The 19,783-nt window shown below is 56.5% G+C and carries 19 protein-coding genes and 1 pseudogene; 8 read left to right on the top strand and 12 right to left on the bottom strand.

All coding sequences use genetic code 11. From position 1 onward, the window contains the following. Positions 1 to 54: 54 nt before the first annotated feature. On the bottom strand, positions 55 to 1,518 hold the full coding sequence (locus KR51_RS16955; RefSeq protein ID WP_022609396.1) for a glycoside hydrolase family 13 protein: 1,464 nt from the start codon (positions 1,516 to 1,518) through the stop codon (positions 55 to 57). Between the two features lie 186 nt (positions 1,519 to 1,704). Between KR51_RS16955 and KR51_RS16950 the strand changes: the two genes are divergently transcribed. Continuing rightward, positions 1,705 to 2,121 (top strand): response regulator, encoded by a 417-nt coding sequence (locus KR51_RS16950; RefSeq protein ID WP_022609395.1) that lies wholly within the window; start codon positions 1,705 to 1,707, stop codon positions 2,119 to 2,121. 81 nt (positions 2,122 to 2,202) lie between these two features. Here the strand turns inward: KR51_RS16950 and KR51_RS16945 are convergent, their stop codons facing one another. Further along, positions 2,203 to 2,382, bottom strand: a complete 180-nt coding sequence (locus tag KR51_RS16945; RefSeq protein ID WP_022609394.1) for a hypothetical protein — start codon at positions 2,380 to 2,382, stop codon at positions 2,203 to 2,205. A gap of 195 nt (positions 2,383 to 2,577) precedes the next feature. Between KR51_RS16945 and KR51_RS16940 the strand changes: the two genes are divergently transcribed. Next, the gene (locus tag KR51_RS16940) at positions 2,578 to 3,144 is read left to right on the top strand and encodes a DUF2854 domain-containing protein (protein ID WP_022609393.1); all 567 of its coding nucleotides are present in this window, start codon (positions 2,578 to 2,580) and stop codon (positions 3,142 to 3,144) included. 340 nt (positions 3,145 to 3,484) lie between these two features. Here KR51_RS16940 and KR51_RS16930 read toward each other — a convergent pair whose 3' ends face one another. Beyond that, positions 3,485 to 4,150, bottom strand: a complete 666-nt coding sequence (locus KR51_RS16930; protein WP_156915180.1) for a YqiA/YcfP family alpha/beta fold hydrolase — start codon at positions 4,148 to 4,150, stop codon at positions 3,485 to 3,487. 385 nt (positions 4,151 to 4,535) lie between these two features. Next, positions 4,536 to 4,829 (bottom strand): hypothetical protein, encoded by a 294-nt coding sequence (locus KR51_RS16925; RefSeq protein ID WP_156915179.1) that lies wholly within the window; start codon positions 4,827 to 4,829, stop codon positions 4,536 to 4,538. 125 nt (positions 4,830 to 4,954) lie between these two features. Between KR51_RS16925 and KR51_RS16920 the strand changes: the two genes are divergently transcribed. Next, positions 4,955 to 5,140, top strand: a complete 186-nt coding sequence (locus tag KR51_RS16920) for a hypothetical protein (RefSeq protein ID WP_040656657.1) — start codon at positions 4,955 to 4,957, stop codon at positions 5,138 to 5,140. 75 nt (positions 5,141 to 5,215) lie between these two features. On the opposite strand, the gene KR51_RS16915 is transcribed toward KR51_RS16920, so the two are convergent. Then, the gene (locus tag KR51_RS16915) at positions 5,216 to 7,447 is read right to left on the bottom strand and encodes an APC family permease (RefSeq protein ID WP_022609390.1); all 2,232 of its coding nucleotides are present in this window, start codon (positions 7,445 to 7,447) and stop codon (positions 5,216 to 5,218) included. Positions 7,448 to 7,815: 368 nt separating this feature from the next. On the opposite strand from KR51_RS16915, the gene KR51_RS16910 reads away from it, so the two are divergent. Beyond that, positions 7,816 to 9,276 carry a GTP-binding protein gene (locus KR51_RS16910; RefSeq protein ID WP_232214646.1) on the top strand — a complete coding sequence of 487 codons (1,461 nt, stop codon included), beginning with the start codon at positions 7,816 to 7,818 and terminating at the stop codon, positions 9,274 to 9,276. 142 nt (positions 9,277 to 9,418) lie between these two features. Here KR51_RS16910 and KR51_RS16905 read toward each other — a convergent pair whose 3' ends face one another. From KR51_RS16905 to KR51_RS16900, 3 genes are all read right to left on the bottom strand, one after another. Further along, the gene (locus KR51_RS16905) at positions 9,419 to 11,053 is read right to left on the bottom strand and encodes a DUF3352 domain-containing protein (protein ID WP_022609388.1); all 1,635 of its coding nucleotides are present in this window, start codon (positions 11,051 to 11,053) and stop codon (positions 9,419 to 9,421) included. 73 nt (positions 11,054 to 11,126) lie between these two features. Next, entirely contained in the window at positions 11,127 to 11,291 is a 165-nt protein-coding gene (locus KR51_RS20020; protein ID WP_156915178.1) for a hypothetical protein, read from the bottom strand. 19 nt (positions 11,292 to 11,310) lie between these two features. After that, the gene (locus KR51_RS16900; RefSeq protein ID WP_022609387.1) at positions 11,311 to 12,486 is read right to left on the bottom strand and encodes an RNA-guided endonuclease InsQ/TnpB family protein; all 1,176 of its coding nucleotides are present in this window, start codon (positions 12,484 to 12,486) and stop codon (positions 11,311 to 11,313) included. A gap of 149 nt (positions 12,487 to 12,635) precedes the next feature. Between KR51_RS16900 and KR51_RS16895 the strand changes: the two genes are divergently transcribed. Beyond that, complete coding sequence (locus KR51_RS16895) at positions 12,636 to 13,094, top strand: EF-hand domain-containing protein (protein WP_022609386.1); 459 nt, start codon at positions 12,636 to 12,638, stop codon at positions 13,092 to 13,094. A 296-nt stretch (positions 13,095 to 13,390) separates the two neighbouring features. On the opposite strand, the gene psb30 is transcribed toward KR51_RS16895, so the two are convergent. Then, the gene (psb30, locus tag KR51_RS18560; protein ID WP_022609384.1) at positions 13,391 to 13,504 is read right to left on the bottom strand and encodes a photosystem II reaction center protein Ycf12/Psb30; all 114 of its coding nucleotides are present in this window, start codon (positions 13,502 to 13,504) and stop codon (positions 13,391 to 13,393) included. Positions 13,505 to 13,688: 184 nt separating this feature from the next. Between psb30 and KR51_RS16890 the strand changes: the two genes are divergently transcribed. Continuing rightward, positions 13,689 to 14,042, top strand: coding sequence for a YkgJ family cysteine cluster protein (locus tag KR51_RS16890; RefSeq protein WP_022609383.1), 354 nt, complete (start codon positions 13,689 to 13,691; stop codon positions 14,040 to 14,042). 7 nt (positions 14,043 to 14,049) lie between these two features. Here KR51_RS16890 and KR51_RS16885 read toward each other — a convergent pair whose 3' ends face one another. Beyond that, positions 14,050 to 15,888, bottom strand: a complete 1,839-nt coding sequence (locus KR51_RS16885) for a proline--tRNA ligase (protein ID WP_022609382.1) — start codon at positions 15,886 to 15,888, stop codon at positions 14,050 to 14,052. Positions 15,889 to 16,098: 210 nt separating this feature from the next. After that, a complete protein-coding gene (locus KR51_RS16880; protein WP_022609381.1) occupies positions 16,099 to 17,952 on the bottom strand; it encodes an ABC transporter ATP-binding protein in 1,854 nt (617 codons plus the stop codon). A gap of 411 nt (positions 17,953 to 18,363) precedes the next feature. Here KR51_RS16880 and KR51_RS16875 point away from each other — a divergent pair, with 411 nt between their 5' ends. After that, on the top strand, positions 18,364 to 19,104 hold the full coding sequence (locus tag KR51_RS16875) for a GAF domain-containing protein (protein ID WP_022609379.1): 741 nt from the start codon (positions 18,364 to 18,366) through the stop codon (positions 19,102 to 19,104). A 169-nt stretch (positions 19,105 to 19,273) separates the two neighbouring features. Here KR51_RS16875 and KR51_RS20820 read toward each other — a convergent pair. Beyond that, positions 19,274 to 19,444 (bottom strand): annotated as a pseudogene (locus KR51_RS20820) (transposase); the annotation flags it as partial. Positions 19,445 to 19,470: 26 nt separating this feature from the next. Here KR51_RS20820 and KR51_RS16870 point away from each other — a divergent pair. After that, positions 19,471 to 19,783 (top strand): helix-turn-helix domain-containing protein (locus KR51_RS16870; protein WP_198016843.1); only part of this gene is annotated, 313 nt, incomplete at its 3' end.

The raw sequence follows: 19,783 nt of genomic DNA, 5'->3' as shown, positions 1-19,783 counted from the left end.
AATTCTACGGATGCCGGCACCCAATATGAGACGGTGGCGGTTTGCTCGCGCGTCCTACCCCAAAATACAGCCGCTGCGGGCCGGGACGCGAATGCTGAGGTTGCCATCGGTTGCTGCGAGCCGCGCGCTACCGTACAACACTCGGGTCGGCTGCGATCGCAGCGCACCTGCTTGGATGGTTGCCGAAGCTTCCTCCAGTCCGGCATTTACGACAACTGTCAATTCCTCAGCGTCCAGCGAGCGTGCGAAGACATACAACATCCCTTGCGCCGATATCACGCGGTAATTGCCGGTTTGTAGCGCCGGATGCCCGCGACGTAAGGTTAATAAGCGCTTGTGAGCGTCGAGTAGGTCTCGATCCCACTCTGCCTCCGGTGGGAAACAGCGTCGCGAATCTGGGTCGAATGCTCCTGGCAGCGCAACTTCATCGCCGTAGTAAATGCACGGCGCACCCGGGAACGTTATCAGTAGTAACGTCCCGAGCAAAACACTCGCGCGATCGCCGCCCGCAATGGTCAGCAGCCGTGCGGTGTCGTGACTGTCCAGTAGGTTGAATTGCGCGAGCTGGATCTCCCAGGGATACAGTGCTAGCAAGTCCTCGATCTTCGCCGCGTAGCCCGCAGCATCCAGCGCCGGATATGGCTCATACGGTGGCAGTTTCACCAAGTCCATTTGCACGCGATCGCCCGCCACAAACGCAATCGTCGACGCGCAGAATAGATAATTCATGACCGCATCGAACTGCGTTCCATCCAGCCACTGTCGCGAGTCTTCCCACACCTCGCCGACGATGTATGCTTCGGAGTTTAGCGCCTTGACGCGATCGCGGAATTCCTGCCAGAATCCCGGCGCTTCGATTTCGCCGGCCACGTCCAACCGCCAGCCATCGATGCCTTGTTCGATCCAGTATTCGCCCACGCGCATGATGTACTCGCGAACGTCGGGATGGCCGTGGTTGAAGACCGGCAGCGATCGATTGTCGTTCCAGCCGACGTAATTAGCAGGCAAGCTGCCGTCGTATGCCGAGAGCGGCCAGCCTTCGATACGAAACCACTCGACCCACGGCGAGTGCGGCCCGTTTTCGAGAATGTCGTTGAAGTAATAAAAGCCGCGACTGGCATGATTGAACACGCCATCAAGTACCACGTGCATGTTTCGCCGATGTGCGGCTTCCAGTAACGCCAGGAGCGCCTCGTTACCGCCCAGGATCGGATCGACTTGGTAGTAGTCGTGAGTGTGGTAGCGGTGGTTGCTCGCTGACTGAAAAATTGGCGTTAAGTACAGTGCATTGCAACCCAAGTCTTGAATGTAGTCGAGCTGGTTCAGAACGCCCCAGAGATTTCCACCCTTGTAACCCTGCAGCGTGGGACCCGCCGTCCACGACTCGTAATTTGCGCGCTCGAAATCCAGCGTCCGGCTGCGGGCAAGGGCCTGGGGTTTGGTGCTGCGTGCGAAGCGATCGGGAAAAATCTGATAAAACGCGGCATGTTTGACCCAGTCGGGCGTGCAAATTTGCATGTCTCTCCAGTGCGCTCTGCCGATAAGCTTACAGGCTCTCGGTAGGGACAGCTGTCAGACCGGTGCTCCCCGAGGACGATCGAATCGAGGCTTTACGACTTCCCTCGTATGGTAGAGGGGCAAGCTCCCATCGTAAATTTAAAATATTTGGTGTTTGTTTAGTTTAGATTTTCGAGGAACTGAGCTTTGGGGCTAGTATCCGAACCGCCAACGCAACTGCGAGTACTTGTTGCCGACGATCACGAGCTGACGCGCTTCAGCCTCAAAGTCGCCCTTGCTAAACGGAGCGATGTTCGCGTTGTCGGCATTGCATGTAATGGCGCGGAAGCCGTGCGTCTCTGCCAGCAGCACCAAACTGACGTAGCGATCGTTGATTTGCACATGCCGGTGATGGATGGGTTTCGAGCCTCTGCAGCGATCAAGGCCTTGCAACCTCACGCTCGTATCATCGCTTACTCCTCTGCTGATAAGCCTCAGGACAGCAATCGCGCTGGCGCGATCGATGTTTTCTGCGGGAAGGATGCTCCAACCGAGGAACTGCTCGGACTCGTGACCGAGCTCGGACTCCAAGCTCGACAGGCTCAGCTGCTACCCCGGAACTAGTGGGTTTGGCGAGCCTGAGGGACGGTCATTCGCGCGGCATATTGCCGCTCCTGTAACGCTCCTGTAACTATTCCCAACCCGTCAAGATTCGGTCGGAAATGTTGCTTGGAAGTCTTCGAGCAGGTCGTCGAGTTCTTCAATTGCCTGATTGACATCGACGCGTAAAGTCCCGAGATCTGGTTCCTCAAGCAGTCGGACGAGCACATCGCGTTGGCTTTCGAGTCGAGTTACGCGTTCCCGTAAGGCATTTACATCAACCATGTTTGTCCGAGTGTTGTCTGGATCCGAGCGCGTCTGGCTCTAGAATCAGGTTAGACGAGAGCAGCCGCAGGCAGCAACGGGCGGGTCAGGTCAACTGCTATCCAAGTGTGTTAGCTTCACTTCTGCCACACCGGACTCTCCGGCCTTTATTCTTAAACAACCCGGTTTCTTTTGGAGCACGAACGCACGCGAGCTATGCTAGGTCAGATTTCTTTGGGAAAATGGGGAATGCTCCTCGGTGGCGCCTTAGCAATCGTTGGTTTCGTGGCTTACGGCGCGGGCAACGCTACCCTGAATTTGGCAGGGTTTTTCTACGGCATACCTATTTTTCTTGGCGGATTGGCACTCAAAGCAGCCGAGCTGCGACCAACTCCCTACAGCCAGACCCCTACCCCAGACGTCCTCGCTCTCCGCGATCGGCAGGCAACTCCTACTCTGGGGCAGTTGCGAAAGAACGTCACGCGCTATCGCTACGGACACGAAGCACATCTAGACGAATCCTTGGAAAAGCTGGGATTGAGTCCGACGGATGAAGAACGCCCGGTGTTGCTTAGCGTCCGCGAAGCAGTTGTCGAAGGGGCGTATGCCTTCGTACTCGAATTCGATTCGCCTTGCTTCGACCTTGCTGCGTGGCAGGAACGTGTCACTAAGATCGAGCGTTTCTTTGGTCCCGGTATCCGCGCTGACATCTCGCAACCGGATGAAGATGCGATCGCCGTAGCCTTGGTTGTTATCCCAGCCGAGTCCGTCAAGGCTGCCTGAGCGACGGTCGTTCCTTTCGAGTCGCCGCGACCCGAGTTGCGTTGATGAATGGTTTTTCCCCAACCAAGCAATACCGTTCGGTAGATATTGCGAGTGAGTTGCGCCCCAACATATGTACGTTCAAATACCGTGTGCCCAGCAACAGCCTTAAGCGATCGAGAGCACTGGCAAAAGCGATCCAGATCGACACAATGCAACGCGAACGCCGCTGGAGCCTTTTTAACTGTAGGGTGGCTTCGAGCATTGCGTCGTTCGAGAGGCGGTACGGCAAGTTCTCCAGTAAGGAAGTCGCCGCCCATTGAGGCAACAAGCATTTATTGTCGGTTTTAATGAGTCCGACTCAACCCGAGCGATTGCCGTTCTGGGGGGTGTTGAGGAAGCCTGAGATCGCCTCCCACACCTCGGGTAGCACGTCGCCGAGAGCGTGGTCGCTGTCGAGTTCGATCAGGTGTGCCTCCTCAGGGTGGGTGCCAATATAGTCACGGCTGGATTGAAGGGGGATCGTGTCGTCGTGTCGGCCGTGCAAGATTAGGGTCGGCAGCGATCGCGTCAGCTTCCGCTCGTCGTAAAGCTGTAGGTCTTGTATGAACCCGAAGTGCAGCGGCAGCGATCGCCCCTCACCGTAGTGATGTACCGCAATCGTGCCAGTTGCCTGCCACCGTTGCAGCTGCTCCGCATCCAACCAGGACGAGAAGTGCTGGAGAAAATCGAACGCGGGAGCGAGCAGAATGAGGCGCTCGATCCGCGCGTGTTGCTGCGCGAGCCAGGCAGCTGTCAGTCCGCCGAAGCTGGATCCGAAGAGCAAGATAGGACTATCCGGCAGCGAGCACATCAGCGCCGAAACCTGTTCTAGTTGACGCGTCAGCGTCAGATGCGTGAAGTCGCCTTGGTTCAGGTCGGGCACAATTGCCTCAATTCCCAGCGTTCGCAGGCGATCGCAAAGATAGCGTGCCTTCCTCGAATTCGGGCTCGACGCAAATCCGTGCAAATAGATACAAGGCATCATTTTGAATTGCGAGGTTTTAGCGTATTGGCAGCTGAAATCACCATGCTGTCGAACCGGCCATCGGTCTTGAGCGAATTATCGAGTTGCCCTACTGGCAGTTGGAAGAGGTGCTGACATGCTGCAGGCTAAGCGTTAAAGGCTGACAGGTTTGCAGTGCGGCGAGAACATAATCGACAAAACTCGCCGAATTTTTTGGCTTGAGTTTGGCGGAACAAGAGCCTGGTCGGGTACCATAGCGTATCCTCGCGCTCGAGCATCCAGCGCTAGTTTGGCAAGAACCACAGCAGGGTCCAAACGAGTTTATCAATGCTCCAGCCTGATGTGGGATGCTCGAATCGACGCTGCCGATTAAGTCGAGTTGGGGGATCTCTCAGCCCCTGTCGGCTTAGTCGTCGAGCATACCCCCCAGAGCGACGATCTCCACGTCCGCGAGGAGTTCTTTGAGGTCATCCGCGCAGGTCCCGACCAAGCTGTATAACCGAAATTGCAAGAGTTGCAAGAGTTGCAAGACGTCTTGGATGGTTGCCGATCGGTTGCGATCGGTTTTGTGCATGGTGCTGCCCGCCCAGGCAAAGCCTACTGTCTGGGGCGATCCGTCGAACTGAAACTTGTCTGAGGTCAGCCTGCTGCCGATGTAGGGTGATTGGTTTGTTGGGATGGTTTCTAAAGTCTTTCCCATCAACTGCGGCAAACTCTTTACGCGGAGCACGTATCGAAGGCCGACAGAAAAATATCGCCTTATGGAAACAGAAGCTCGATCCCTTCGTTGTGCCAAACAAGCGAAATCGAAGCAAAGCTCGTGATGTGAAGCTAGCAATTGGTTTGCTGTTGAGCTTGAGCCTGCTGGATGCGGGGTGGGGCGATCGAGTTTGCGGCGTCGCTACCTCTTCCATGGCATCGCGTCTTGGCGCTGAGATCGTGACTAGTCAAGAAGAAAATGTCCTTAAATTGTCAGCGATCGCTGCCGTCGTTGGCAGCTTGCGACGTTAATAAACCCTGGGACAAATCTGGATGTATTCGTTGATACGCTTGGCAATGCGCGAGTGCGATGGACAGCAGCAATGCTCAACTGACAGATCCGGTTTCGCTAAGGACTTCCGAGAAAGCGAAATCTGGCGCAGCCAGGACGAATGCAGTTGTTGGCAAGTTGGCCGTACGCGCTTGCAAGCGCTCGTAGTAACTGACGAAATCGGGACCCGGTGGTGCCATGCCCAAGAAAATCAAATCAGCGCTCCGCGAGGACTGGTGCAGAATTTTCTCGAAGGAACGCCCGTCTTCAAGCATCACTTGCGATTTCGCAGAAATCCGTAGCTGCTTGACCAGCCCGGTGAGATTGGTACGGGCTGCTTGCACGCCTCCCGGATCGGCGACCACGAGCTTGATGCAAATTGTCGCGTCGCGCCAGGTGATATCCGTGCGGATCAAATAGGCTAACAGTAACATCAAGCCGCCATTGGCCTGCATACTCCCGCCCCACCATACGTCGATCCGCCGCCGCCGCCCGAATCCACGCGCGTGGTTCTCGCGCAGGATTACCACACTGCGACGGGCCTGATGGATTTGCACGATTGTGCGGCAATAGTTCTCGCGGTTCTCGGTTGATTCGCTGTCGCCGAGCAACACCGTGTTCGGGACTAGGGGGCCGATCCCGTAGGTTTCCACAAGCTTGCACGCACCCTCAAAGGCATCGGCAGCGGTTACCAAGCGCACCAGGGCTTGCACGCCGCGTTTCTGCAAGTAGCTGCGAATGTGCCGCTCGATGCGCTGTTGCTGCCCCAAATCGCGCGAGCCGCTCGGCAGCACCGTCGAAACGGTAAAAAGCCCTCGATTGTGGGTTAGCGCGTCTGCCAGCTCGATCAGCGACCATCGTTTGGTGGGAGCGCCGGATAATACCAGAATATGCGGGCGCCAGTTTTTAGTATCGTCCTCGCGATCGAGGTTATAAATGCCAATACGCAGCAGCGCCATCCACAATCCCCGCCGCGTGTCGCCCCATGCTGCCTCTAACTCCTGCTGCTGTAGCCAAAAGAAAATGCTCAGTACGACGATCGCCGCTACGATCGTAGCCGTCCAATTAATCAAGATCATCGCTGCCAAACAGCCCGCCGCACCCAAAAGCGACAGCGACCAATGCACCTTAAATTCCGGACGGAAGGACGGGCTCTGCAGCAAACCCTCGATGCCAGCCGACAGATTCAGAACCAAATAGGTTGTTAAGAAAAACATCGTCAGCACCGGCGCAATCGCGTTGAGGTCGCCGACCCATACTGCTGCAATAACGACCCCTAGGGTGACCGCCGTGCCAGTACGGGGTTCGTCGCTCGGACCGCTGCCAGACCCGAGCGCGCGCAGCTGGCGGGGTAAAACCCCGTCGCGAACGAGGGCCTGCAATACACGCGGCGCGCCCAAAATGCTCCCCAGGGCACTGCTGAGAGTTGCACCCCAAACTCCAAGCAAGATTGCCGGTCCCCACAATGCCATCTGCTGCATGACCATTGTTTCGTTCAGCAGTGTCGTTGTGTCCGCGCGCATTGCCAGCAGAATCGGCAACACCATGTAGATGATGTAGCCCGTCCCAACGGCCGCTAGCGTGCCGAGCGGAATCGCGCGCATCGGATCGCGCAGGTCGCCGGACATATTGACGCCAGACATGATGCCGGTAACGGCTGGGAAGAACACGGCAAAGACGGCCCAGAACGGTTCTGAAAAAGGAGCACTGCTCCCCCATAGTTCGATCTGCGTGGGTTCCTGAGTATGCCCGAAGGCAAAGGACACCAACGATAGGGCGATCGCAGCCATGATGAAATACTGCGCGCGGATGGCGATGTTTGCCGAAGAAATCGCCAGCACTGCTACTAGCACCGATGCCACCAACGCTACATAGTGCTGGTTCAAACCTGGAAACGTCTGCACCAGGCTTTCGGCAAAGCCCAGGGTGTAGAGCGCGACGGAGAGGGCCTGGGCAAAGTAAAGCGGAATACCCACCGCGCCACCAGTTTCGATCCCCAACGAGCGACTGATCATGTAATATGCGCCGCCGCCACGCACTACACGATCGGTCGCGATCGCGCAGATCGATAGAGAAGTCAAAAAAGTAATGGCTGTTGATAGGGTGACGATCGACAGCGTCCCGAGCAGACCGACATTACCAACCACCCACCCGAAGCGCAGATACATGATCACGCCAAGAATTGTCAGGATCGACGGCGTGTAGACTCCTCCGAAGGTGCCGAGCTTGTAAGTTGCGGGCGCTGTCGCGCTGTCGTTGGTGCTGGGACCGGAAGGCGATGAGGTCATATCTAATCCGAGCGGGTTTGGAGTGAGTCGGGTAATCAGTCCGCCAGGTGGCGGTTACCGCACTGCGGACCGGGATGTGTCGGGACGGATTCAATATCCTTCGCTCCGAGCTAGGGTGACGCAGCTAATCGCGTCTAGCTCGGGGTTATTATGGCAGATTCGCTAGCAACCGCAGGCGATCGCGCGGTTAAACGGATGTCTTGACCGGCACTTGAGACGATTGCGGACTGATGGATGGCTGCAGCAGGCCTCAGTCTCAGGTGACGGAAAAACGCCTCGATCCGATTCGGTCACGTAACCGTAGGGTCGAGCCGGTCGTGCAGTCGCGCTTGCATCTAGGATCGAGCAAGGATGCAGAGGAAGGAATCTTGGCGCCAGACGCAGACCGCCCGCGCGATCGCCATTCGTTCGAAGAGTTGGACCGCAAGCTGCTGGAGTTCGAGCACATTCAGTCCGAGATCGATTACAAACTCGCCCAGAATGCCCTCCGCCAGCTACTCGCGAACCTAGATTTGTCGGCGCGGGAACGGGTGGGACTCGAAGCCGAAATCGAACGCCTAGCAGCGGTTTTGGACAAGCTGGAACGTGCCGTAGTGCAGCTTGCCGTCTTTGGGGCCGTGGGCTGCGGTAAATCATCACTTCTGAACGCATTGCTCGGTCGAGAGGCCTTCCAAACCGGTCCGCTTCACGGTGTCACTCGCGCGGTCGATCGCGCCAACTGGCTAATCGAGCGCGAACCCCTTGGGCACGGCGATTGCGATGTGGTCCGCGTGGCCGTTCCGACTGCAGGTGCGGCGCAAGTTCAGCTGGTCGATACGCCGGGGATCGATGAAGTAGACGGCGAAACGCGTGAATTGCTCGCCCATCAAGTCGCAAAGCGAGCTGACCTACTGTTGTTCGCGATCGCGGGCGACCTCACCCAAGTAGAGTTTGCCGCGCTCTCGCAGCTGCGCGAAGTGGGCAAGCCCATGTTGGTGGTCTTCAATAAAGTGGATCGCTACCCGGATACCGATCGCGAGGCGATTTATCAGAAGCTTTGCAGCGATCGCCTGCGGGAACTACTGACTCCTGACGAGATCGTGCTCGTGGCTGCCGCACCGCTAGTCAAACAGGCCTTGCGCCGCCCGGACGGCAGTTTAGGCGTACGCGTCGAGCGCGGAGCACCGCAAATCCAAGACCTCAAAAACAAGATTCTCGATATCCTCACCCGCGAAGGTAAAGCCCTGATTGCCCTTAACTCGCTGCTTTACGCCGACGAAGTTAACGAGCAGCTCCTGAAGCGCAAAGTTGCCGCCCGCGCCCGCGCTGCCGACGAGACAATTTGGCGCGCGACCCTCACCAAAGCTACCGCCGTTGCGCTCAACCCGGTCACCGTTTTGGACTTATTCACGGGTGCTGCAATCGATGTAGCTACGATCCTCTCTCTCTCTCGACTGTATGGGTTGCCGATGACGCAACCGGCCGCGATTGCGCTCCTCAAGCAAATTGCCTTTGCCATGGGCGGCTTAACTGCTAGCGAGCTGCTAGCAACGTTGGGACTCAGCTCGCTCAAGGGGTTGCTTGGAGTCGCCGCTCCGGCAACCGGCGGTGCGTCTATGGCTCCGTATCTGTCAGTTGCCCTAGCGCAAGCAGGTGTTGCTGGCATTTCGACCTACGCGATCGCCCACGCCGCGCGCGCGTACCTGGCAAACGGCGCGTCTTGGGGACCGGAGGGTCCGAAAACCATGGTCCGGCGCATTCTCGATTCTCTCGACAAAACCTCGATTTTGTATCGCATTAAAGACGAACTCGGCGCACGCTTGCACCGCGAGCGTCCTGCCGGTCGATAAATCATGAAGTCTGGGGGCGCATCAGTCGGTTGTTGTAATTGCAAGGGGGACGGCCGTCGGTCGCGGGTAAGTTGCGCGAAAAAAATGCGCGAGCAGACTGCTGCTGCGATTGCGTATCCCCCATCGCCGGATACTGCAGCTGCTACTGCACGTTTGCCTCCAAAGTCACGAGTATGTCGAGTTGGCTGCGATCTGGTTGCGGTTGCGATGCAGTGAGTCCCAGCGCGCGAACTGACTCGGTAATTGCCAGGGCTTCCGGCGGTAACTGCTGGAGCGGGGTCTGAGGGAGGGCGTTGAGACGATCGCGGACGGCCGTCACGTTGATGAAGGCGTAACCGAAATTTGGGGTAGGTAGGGCACCAGCAACTTCTTGGAATGCCTTACTCCCTGCTAGAGAATCGGGCTCGGTTACCCCAGTAATTTCTGCAAAGGGCATAGCGATAGCCCATACCATTAGGTCGTCTTGCAGCCAGCCGCGCGTCGCTACGGGCTGTTGTTCGGTCGGCACTAGCCACTCCGTTACCTCAGTGCTGCCGACAGTTGTTTGTCTTTGGCGAATAAACGGGAGCCCGACAAGTGTGTCTACCTGTGCAAGGGCCTTCTCACTTGTTGCGCGATCGCTAGTTTCAAGCATTAGCACGCCGCCGAGACCGAGCTGCGGCTCGAACGGTGCATCGGGGGCGACGATTGCAAAGGCGAACTCGCCATCCATCCACCCAAAAACCTCGCGGTCTAAGTCGAGCCCGAGATTGTTGCGGACTAACTGACGTGCGGCGTCGAGGGCTTGCTGGGCTTGCGGGTCGGATTCAGCTTGGACATTCGCGTTTTGCCAGCCCTGTACCAAACCCTCGCCGTTTAAGACAGCCAGCGTATTGGCCGGCAAGCGCTCGAGAAGTTTGTTGTCGCTGGTGTTTGTCTGCACTTGAGCGACCCATTCTGGATCGACGGCCGCAAGCGCTCGCACGCGCAATCCCAAATCTTCAAGCCCGACCCCAACCGCGATCGACTCGATTGCTTCTAGACTCTCCAGAACCTCGGGCGATAGGTCCGACGGCAAGTTGCCGCTAGCGTCGCGTAGCAATGCAGTCAAATCGGCTAAATAAAGTTGCGCGAGCGGCTGTTGCAGTCCAAGATCATCGCCCAGGAACGCATTTTTCTCAGCGGTAGTGGCCAACGACGGCTCTCCCCGGAAGGTGTCGATGACGCGCTCGAGGACCGTTCCGTCCGGCGAGAATACGATGAACTGCTCTATGAATGCAGCGTTGGCGGTGTCGCCTTCAGCGGTTTCAAAAGAAGTGATTTCGATGCCCTGGTAGTCCCGCTTTTCTGTGGAAACGATATCGTTGCTGTCTTTGAAGCCTTCAACGAAGTCGAGAGCTTTGAGCTTGTTGCGAATGCCGACGATCGCAACAAAGTTTTCGCCAGTCGGAATTGCGTCGGCGGCCGGCAGCGCGGCAAACATAACATTCCCAAGCCAGGGGGCAATGTCGGTTTGGTAATCGAGCTCGGTGTCGGACAGATTCTCCTGTCCCCACTGCTGGACGTTTTCGGCGAACAACTGGTGTACCTCGGGCGTCCCAAACCGTGCAAACTGCGACCAAGCTTGCTCGCTCGTTTGGACGTGGGTAACGACCGTTGCATCCGCCGGCACGAGTTCGGCTCCAGCAGCCAGTGTCAGTTCCCGCCCGCCCACAAATCTAAAGTAGGCATAGACGCCGCCAGCGGCGATCGCAACAACGCCGAGCGCTGTTACAGCTAAACGAGTAATGCGAGACATAGGGATTGCGAAGACTCCTCATTGAGTAAGCGAGCCCTACGGGCGGACTCACAGAGATTACAAAGAAGATTACTTAGTATTGCTTTCGCGGTGCTGCGCGGTTATTTATGACGATTCCCGTTGCGTTGACGCTTGCAGGATCGACCGGCGCGATCGCCACGAACAGTCCAACTATACAACCGCCACTTCCGGACGGCCATCCCAAGTGCGCCGCCTGCAGGCGGTTGCCGCCGAGCAAAGTAAGCTTACTCCCGGCTTCAAGCCGGGAGCTTTCGCACTACGCTGGAGTTGACGTGTAGGGAACACGACAAGCGCGCGCGTTCGGGTGGGCTTACAAGAGCCACCCCAAGCAATCGAATCATCTGTGCACCGTTGTAGTCGGCGTTGCCTTTCCACCCACAATGCCCGCACTCGTACCGTTTCCCAGAGCGATAGGACTGGCTTCGCTCGGGATGGATATGCAGGCACTGATGGCAGGTCTGGCTGGAATATCGCGGGTTGACGCACACGACTTCGACCCCCGCACCCAGTGCTTTGTACGCCACAAACTGCCGGAGCTGATAAAATGCCCACGAGTTCGCACGACGGCGCTCCGTTTTGGTGCGACGCTGCCGATTCGTGCGGTCGCGGATGCCCTTCAGGTCTTCCAGCGCCACGGCGACACCGGACGACTTCGCAGTTTCAACGATTTGTTTGCTGATGTGGTGGTTCAGCCACCGCTGGTAGCGCTTCTCTGCTCCCGACAGCCGTTTCAGCAGGCGTTTCGCCCCTTTCGCCCCTTTCGTGCCTTTCCGTTGCAGCGATGCTCGCGTGCGATTGAACCGGTCTCGTTTTGCGCGAATCTCCTGCCCCGACCAGCTCTCGCCTGCGGGGGTGACGGCAATGTCCGCACGCCCCAAGTCCACCCCCAATACGTCGCGACTGCGGTGGGGAGCGGGAGCGTCAGATTTCACCTGGATGTGGATATAGAACAGCCCGTCGCGGTGTTGGCAAAGCTGCGCCGACGTGGGGTTCCGACCGCGCAGCCGGTCGCGCTGGTAGTCTCCCATGGGCGCCAGAACGATGCGCTCGCGCCCCTCGACAGTGGACAGACTCACCCGATTGTCAACTTCGCGGAAGGCGAAGATGCGCTGGTCGTAGTCAGCGGAAGTCGGTCTGAAGGTCTTAACCCGATGCCCTCGGTCCCGAGCGGTCTTGCGGTTAGCTGCCACGCGAGCGCAAACGCGCACCGCCAGGTTGGCGTTCAACCCGAAGCAAGCGCGAATCGTGTGGTAGACCTGAGCTTGGATGCGCACTTTGTTGACAACCCTGGGGTCAACAGCAGCATGGACGTAGTTGCAAGCGGCAGCGAACGCCTGCAGAGAGCGGTCGAGCTTTGCCGACTGCTCCGGGGTAGGGTCGAGCTTGCAAACGAGGGTTAGAAGCAGTTCCATAAATGCAATTGTACTATCGATAACAGTTCACGGCGACTTCAGTCGCCGGGTCGCCTTTCCTCCGCGCGCTGAAGCGGCGCGGCCTCCAGGCTTCCGTTTTACGCCGTGATAAACTTTACAGGAGATAATTAACAACGGACGAGTCACGCATGAGTGCCAGTTTCGAGATTCCTGACGCTGCAAAGGAGTTAGTCCCCGCTGAGAAACTTGCCAAGATTGTCAGCAACTTCGCCGACATCGATAGGGATGGTGACGGACGAGTCACTTTAGACGAATACCTCGACCATATGCTCGCGGAGCATAGGGCGAGGCTGTTGCACAAGTTTCAATATCTCGATACCGACGGCGATGGCACGATCGCTTTTGAAGAATTCCTAACGGCAACCGAGTCTAGCTATGCAGTACTTAAAAAGTTCCGCGAGTGCGATCTCGATGGCGATGGTTTGCTCGATTATGAAGAAGCATTGCGAGCTGCTGAGATTTTAGATCTCCCTTACAGTAGCGATGACATTAAAGCCGCTCTCGAAAGACGTGCAGACTTAGATCGCGATGGGAAGGTAACATACGACGAGTATTTTGGGTTAATCGTTCGCTACGGATTTCAATAGTTGTATGGCTAGGGCTAGCGAGGAGCTTCGATCCCTCGATACTAAGGCTGTATTTCTAATGCCTGTATATGCACTTTTTTGCGGCGGCCGAAACGCTTCGGTGCGATGCCTAAAGTCAATACCAAGCTATCCGTGGTGAAGCATCTAATTGCTGCCCTAACCCGAGTTTTACTCGATTCATATAGAAAGAATCAAAAAAAATTGCCACTACTCCAAGTTGGAGTAGTGGCACGTATTTGTTGCTGTTAAGGCAATTCGAACGACATCACTCGTTCCGAAGCGCAACAGCTCACTAGCTATAGATCGCCGCCGCGAAATGCGAGAATAACAACAACAACCGGACCGGCAACAAGAATTAGGGTTACGAATGCGAGTTGTACAAACACCTCGCTGGTCACAAAGCTCAGCATAGATTCTATCTGCTCTCCCGAAAGGTACTCAACCCGACCAATTAATCGACCGCAGGAACGCAATTGATTCCGTGTAGTATGTTACACGAGCGCGATCCGACCGTTCTCAGTCTCGCAACAAACCTTCATAAAGTTTAGTGTCGCGATCGCATCGATTGCTCGGGCAGAACTGGAGACCGGTGCAATGGCAACTTGGCAATGCATGACACATTGCGGTGCGTGCTGCTATCTCTCCCCGGAGGAACGTCCGGATTTGGGCGATTATCTCACTGCAGCAGAACTGGCGCAATACCGGAGTCTGGTAGGGACGGATGGATGGTGCGTACATTTCGATCGCGCCGATCGCACCTGTAAAATCTACGCCGATCGCCCGTCGTTTTGCCGCGTGTCGCCGGAGGGGTTTCGGCGCATGTTCGCGATCGCGTCGGAAGACTTCCAAGCCTTTGCAATTGATTGTTGCTATCAACATATCGGCGATATCTTCGGTCCCGATAGCTCGGAGTGGCAGCGCTACGCGCTCGTAACCGGGACGCAGTAAGCCGTGTCTACCGAATATCTGCGGTTGGAGCGGGCTCGAGATCGTTGGTGAGCTCCACGTCAACCCAGGTTTTAACCGTTGAGGCAACGTCCTCGAGGGCGATTTCCTGGGATTCTCCGGTTTGGCGGCGAACAATTTCGACTTTGCCGGATTTGAGCGATCGCCCAGTCACGATGCGGAAGGGAATGCCAATCAGGTCGGCATCTTTAAACTTTACGCCTGCCCGCACGTCGCGATCGTCCAGCAGCGTTTCTACACCAACGCGAGTCAGTTCGGAGTAAATCTTTTCAGCAGCGGCAACTTGGTCGGCATCGCCGATAACGGGGACGACCACGATCGCGTGGTATGGGGCGATCGCTACCGGCCAGATGATGCCGTTCTTGTCGTAGGATTGCTCGACTGCCGACTGAGCCAAACGCGACACGCCTACACCGTAGGTTCCCATCCACAAGGGCACGTCTTCCCCCTGTTCGCTGGTGTAGGTGGCGTTCATCGCTTGGGAATACTTGGTTCCGAGTTGGAAGATGTGCCCGACTTCAATGCCGCGCGCAGTTTCTAGGTGTTGTTCGGGATCGTGAAGCGCGCGATCGCCCGGTTGTGCGGTGCGGATATCGACGACGGCCGGCAACTCGAATTGCTCGCCCCAGTTCGCGCCGACGACGTGAAAATTCGCCTCGTTTGCCCCCGTAGAAAAGTTCTTCAGATCGACGACAGTTTTGTCGGCAAGGCGCAGGAATTGTGGCACGACGGTTTCGCTCTTAGTAATATAATCGTCGCCGAGGTTGGGGGCAAGATAGCCGAGCGGGAGTGGTTTTGCCGCCCAGCGTGCTTGGGATGCTTCATCAGGAACGTCCAAACCGATCAAAGTCGTCGCACCATAGTCGCCAGACCGGCGGCTCAGTTCGTTCGTAAGCTTGGTGTCGTTAACGTCGAGGTCGCCGCGAATGTTGGCGAGGACGAGGACGGTTTTGCCGTTGTCGTAGCGAGCTTCGTAAAGGACGTTTTTAACCACGGCAGTTGGCGAACACTTGAGGAAATCGCACATGGTCGCGATCGTTGAAGTCCCCAGCGTGTGAACCCGCTCGTAAGCTGAAAACGGCGACGGCTCGGCTTCCGGCGGGATAGAATCGGCTTTCTCGACATTTGCAGAATAGTTGCCGTCGGACGTATACAGAACGTCGTCTTCGCCGGCATCTGCCAACACCATGAACTCCTGAGACTTCGAGCCACCGATCGCTCCAGAGTCCGCTTCCACGGCGATGAATGCCAGGCCGCAGCGCCGAAACATATTGCGGTAGGCGCGGTCCATTTCGGCATACGTTGCTTTCAAACTTTCCTCGTCAGTGTGAAACGAGTAGCTGTCTTTCATGACAAACTCGCGACCGCGCATCAGACCAAAACGCGGGCGAATCTCGTCGCGGAACTTAGTTTGAATCTGATACAAATGCTGGGGAAGCTGGCGATAAGAACGAATAAAGTCGCGGGCAATAGAGGTGACAACTTCTTCGTGGGTAGGACCGAGACCGACCTCGCGCTCTTGGCGATCGACCAGCGAAAACATGATGCCTTCTGCTTTGGTGTACGTTTCCCAACGTCCGGATTCTTTCCACAATTCAGAGGGTTGCAGTTGTGTAAACAAGCATTCTTGCGCGCCAACGGCATCCATTTCCTCGCGAACGATCTGCGATACCTTCTGCAAAACGCGCCACATCAGTGGCATGTAAGCGTAAAGACCGCTGCCGATGCGTCGGATGAAGCCACCGCGCAACAAGAGTTTATGGCTGGGGATTTCTGCCTCGACGGGATCTTCGCGGAGCGTGACAAAGAGCATCTGAGACAGTCGCATCGGTCGAGTTCCCTTCGCTAGTGTGTCGGAGTGAGCAAGTCGAGTCGCTAGCACGAACGGACCCGCTAGCCGTTTCTAAGTTTAGGGTAGCCGCGACCCAAGCCCAACTTGGCGCTGTCGGTATGCTTTAATGCTGCGGACGCTGCCCGAGAGTTGCCCGGGGCGCGATCGCGCTCGAGGAGTCTGACAGCGTATTGCCAGATATGTGTGCTAGGAGCGCGTCGCCAAGCGTTGCTCGCCGGTGGGAATGGAAGTGATGAGTTTGCGGGTATAGTCCGACTGTGGTTGGTGGTAGATGTTGTCAGCAGGTCCAATTTCTTCAAACCGACCGCGATTCATGACGGCGATGCGATCGCTCATGAACTTGACAACGCTGAGGTCGTGGGAAATAAAGATATACGTGAGCTCGAATTCGGCCTGTAGCTCTTTTAAGAGGTTTAAAACCTGCGCTTGCACCGATACGTCGAGTGCGGAAACCGATTCGTCGCAGACGACGAGGCGTGGGTTGAGCGCGAGGGCGCGGGCGATGCAAATGCGCTGGCGCTGACCGCCGGAAAACTCGTGGGGATATCGCGGCATCCAGTCGGGGTCGAGGCCGACGCGTTCGAGCACATAGGCGACGCGATCGCGGCGTTGCTTCGCGTTGCCGTAGAGTTTGTGGATAGCCAGCGGCTCGGCGATTGCCGAGCCAATACTTTGACGCTGGTTGAGCGAACTAAATGGACTTTGAAAAACGATTTGTAGCTTGCGACGCAGGCGGCGCAGGGATGCACCTTTGAGGTGGGAGATATCGCGTTCCTCAAAGACAATTTGTCCGGAACGCGTCTCGATCAGGCGCAGCAGCGCTCGTGCCAAGGTCGATTTACCGCAACCGGATTCTCCGACAAGTCCGAGGGTTTCGCCGGGGAAAACCTCGAAGGTCACACCATTGACAGCATCAAAGTAGTTGCGCTTGCCACCAATCCTGCCTTTAAGCGGATAGCCAACGCACAGGTCTGTGACGCTGAGCAATGGCGCGATCGCTTCTGCCCGAAAGGGTTGCTCCGATCGGCGCGAGCGACCTACAGTTTGACGATCGCCAGACTGGTCGGTAGGTTTTGCGGTTACAACTGCGTTGCCGTTGTTGTCGCGATCGACAGTCATAAAGTCGCTAACAGTGGGGAGATACTCCACATCGCAATCGAGGCGCGGGCGACAGGCAAGCAATCCTCGGGTATAGGGATGTTGCGGTCGAGTGAAGATGTCGGCGATCGCGCCGATTTCGACAATGTTGCCGCGCCACATAACGGCTACCGTATCGGCAACTTCGGCAATGACGCCCAAATCGTGACTGATAAAAATCGTTGCCATCGAGCGCGCGAGCGCGAGCTCGGCTAGCAGTTCGAGGATGGCTTTTTGAACCGTTACGTCCAGAGCTGTCGTTGGTTCGTCGGCAATAAGCAAGGCGGGGTTGCAAGAGATGGCCATCGCGATCGTGACGCGTTGCAGCTGGCCGCCGGAGAGTTCGTGAGGATAGCGGTCGAGGATGCCGCGCTTGCGCTCGTTGATAAAGCGCTTGAGCTCGCGTTCGCTGGCATTGGGATGGTTCGGACGCAGATCTTCGGCGATCGCATCGTCGGCGGGCAGCACCTTAACTTCTTGCAGGCGCGCGATCGCCTGGCGGCGCGCGTCGGCAGGGGATACATCCTGGTGCTGGCGGATGGCTTCGGTAATTTGGAAACCGATGCTGTAAACCGGATTGAGCGCGGTTGTGGGCTCTTGGAAGACCATGCCGATGTAACCGCCACGGAACATTCGGCGATCGCGCTCGGGGAGGGCGAGCAAGTTGACGGGAACGGTCTCGTTGCGAAACCAAATTTCCCCGGTGGGAGTGCGGGCGGTTTCGGCAAGCAAGCCCATAATCGCCAGCGCCGTTACTGATTTGCCGGAGCCCGATTCGCCGACAATCCCGAGCGTTTGCCCGCGCTGTAGCTGAAAGCTAATATCGTCAACGGCAAGGGTGGGATGGGGTTCGGCAGCAAATTCAACGCACAAATTCCGCACGTCGAGGAGGGAATCGCTCATAATAAGTTCGTGCGGCGGGCTCGCAGCAGCTGTGATGCCAAAGATATGCAGGATCCTAGCAAACCGATTAGAGACCAGCCGTTCGGAAGGCGATCGCCGAAAAACCCGAGATGTTTTCCAACGCTTAGAACCGATGCCTGCGCTGTTTTCCAGTGCTATTTCCCGAACGAGCCCTGCGTGAGGAGGAAGCTTGCCTAAAATGATGGGGTTGCAGAGCTAGCGAACGTAAGATTCCGATACAAACAATCAATCGATTCGTAGGCTTCGATTTCAAGCTTTGATGCCAAGTAATTTGACGATTTTTAGGCTAATTCCTATTAAGCATTGTCAAGCTACCCACTTTAGAACGCGCGCTTGCCTGCGGTCTTTATATAATGAATCCGTAAAATAGATCGTGCGCGCGAGGAAGATATGAAAGCCAAGACGCTCGATCGAGAAGCCGCTCGAATCGAAGCACTCAAACAGTATAGTATTCTGGACACTCCTCCCGAACCAGAATATGACGATATTGCTACGTTGGCGGCTTTTATCTGCGACGTTCCCATCGCGTTAGTAAGTTTCGTCGATATAGACCGCCAGTGGTTTAAGTCCAAAGTAGGACTAAACGTCAATGAAACCTCTCGCAATGTCTCGTTCTGCGCGCACTGCATTTTGGGAACGACCATGATGGTCGTCAACGACGCCCTTTGCGACGAGCGCTTTGTTAACAATCCGTTGGTGACCGATGCACCTAGTATTCGTTTTTATGCTGGCGTGCCGCTAGTAACACCGGAAGGGCATCCTTTGGGTACGCTTTGTGTCATCGATCGCAAACCCAGAGAACTATCAGAACTGCAGCAAAAAACGCTAGAGGCGCTGGCTCGCCAAGTGGTCAAGCTCCTGGAACTGAAGCGGGTATCCGCGCAATTGGCTGCTGCTCTAAAGAGAATTGAGTTGATGTCGGGGTTGATCCCGATTTGCTCGTATTGCAAAGGAATTCGGAACGATCGCGGCTTTTGGTCGACCGTCGAACAATTCGTCCAGCAATATTCGGATGTCGAGTTCACGCACGGAATTTGCAATCGCTGCATGCGCCAGCACTTCCCCGATGTGGCGTCAATGCTGTTGCCAAAGAACAATATCCTTGAAAACGAAGACGGGCCGCTCTTGTAAACACGATTTATTGCGAACTGTCCGATAGCAGCAGGCTTTTATGTGGGTGTCGATTCTGCGAGGATTGCGTCGCCGAACGCGAGCTTGCACGAGAGGGGGCTGCGCGCGGACGCGCAGGGTGAGACCCCAGCGAATCTCGTTTTAGCTTTTAGACGGGAAGCCCCGCGCTCTACCCGCTAGGGTGAGCGTCGGGATGAGAGTCGCGGGTGCTGACGGGGCTCGATGCCCCAGAAGCACCCATCTCCGGGGTGTCCTGCTGCTCAATATACCGCCTCAACACAGACACGGTTACCCCGCCACAACTGGCGGCAAAGTACGACTCATTCCAAAGAACCGACCAATGTATTCTATTAAAATAGCGCTGACTTGAATGCAGCAGTGAAAATCACCTATCAGTATAGATTACGCCCAACGGCTGAACAGACAGTGACCATGACCCGATGGCTAGATATGCTTCGGGCACAATATAACTGGCTGCTTGCTGAGCGCTTCGACTGGTGGGAGATGAACCGCTGTCCGGTCAATGCCTGTCCACTCATCTGTAGCCTTGCGCCACCCAAAGACAACCCTGACTACTACACCCAGAAGGCTAGCCTGGTGCCTCTCAAAAAAGAGAGACCCTGGTACAAAGAACTGCACTCACAGGTACTTCAGGAGGTGACAAAGCAGGTAAAGCAGG

This window comes from Rubidibacter lacunae KORDI 51-2 (assembly GCF_000473895.1).
GTDB lineage: Bacteria > Cyanobacteriota > Cyanobacteriia > Cyanobacteriales > Rubidibacteraceae > Rubidibacter > Rubidibacter lacunae.
Note: the sequence above shows the minus strand (reverse complement) of the source record. Positions and strands in the feature narration are given on the sequence as shown.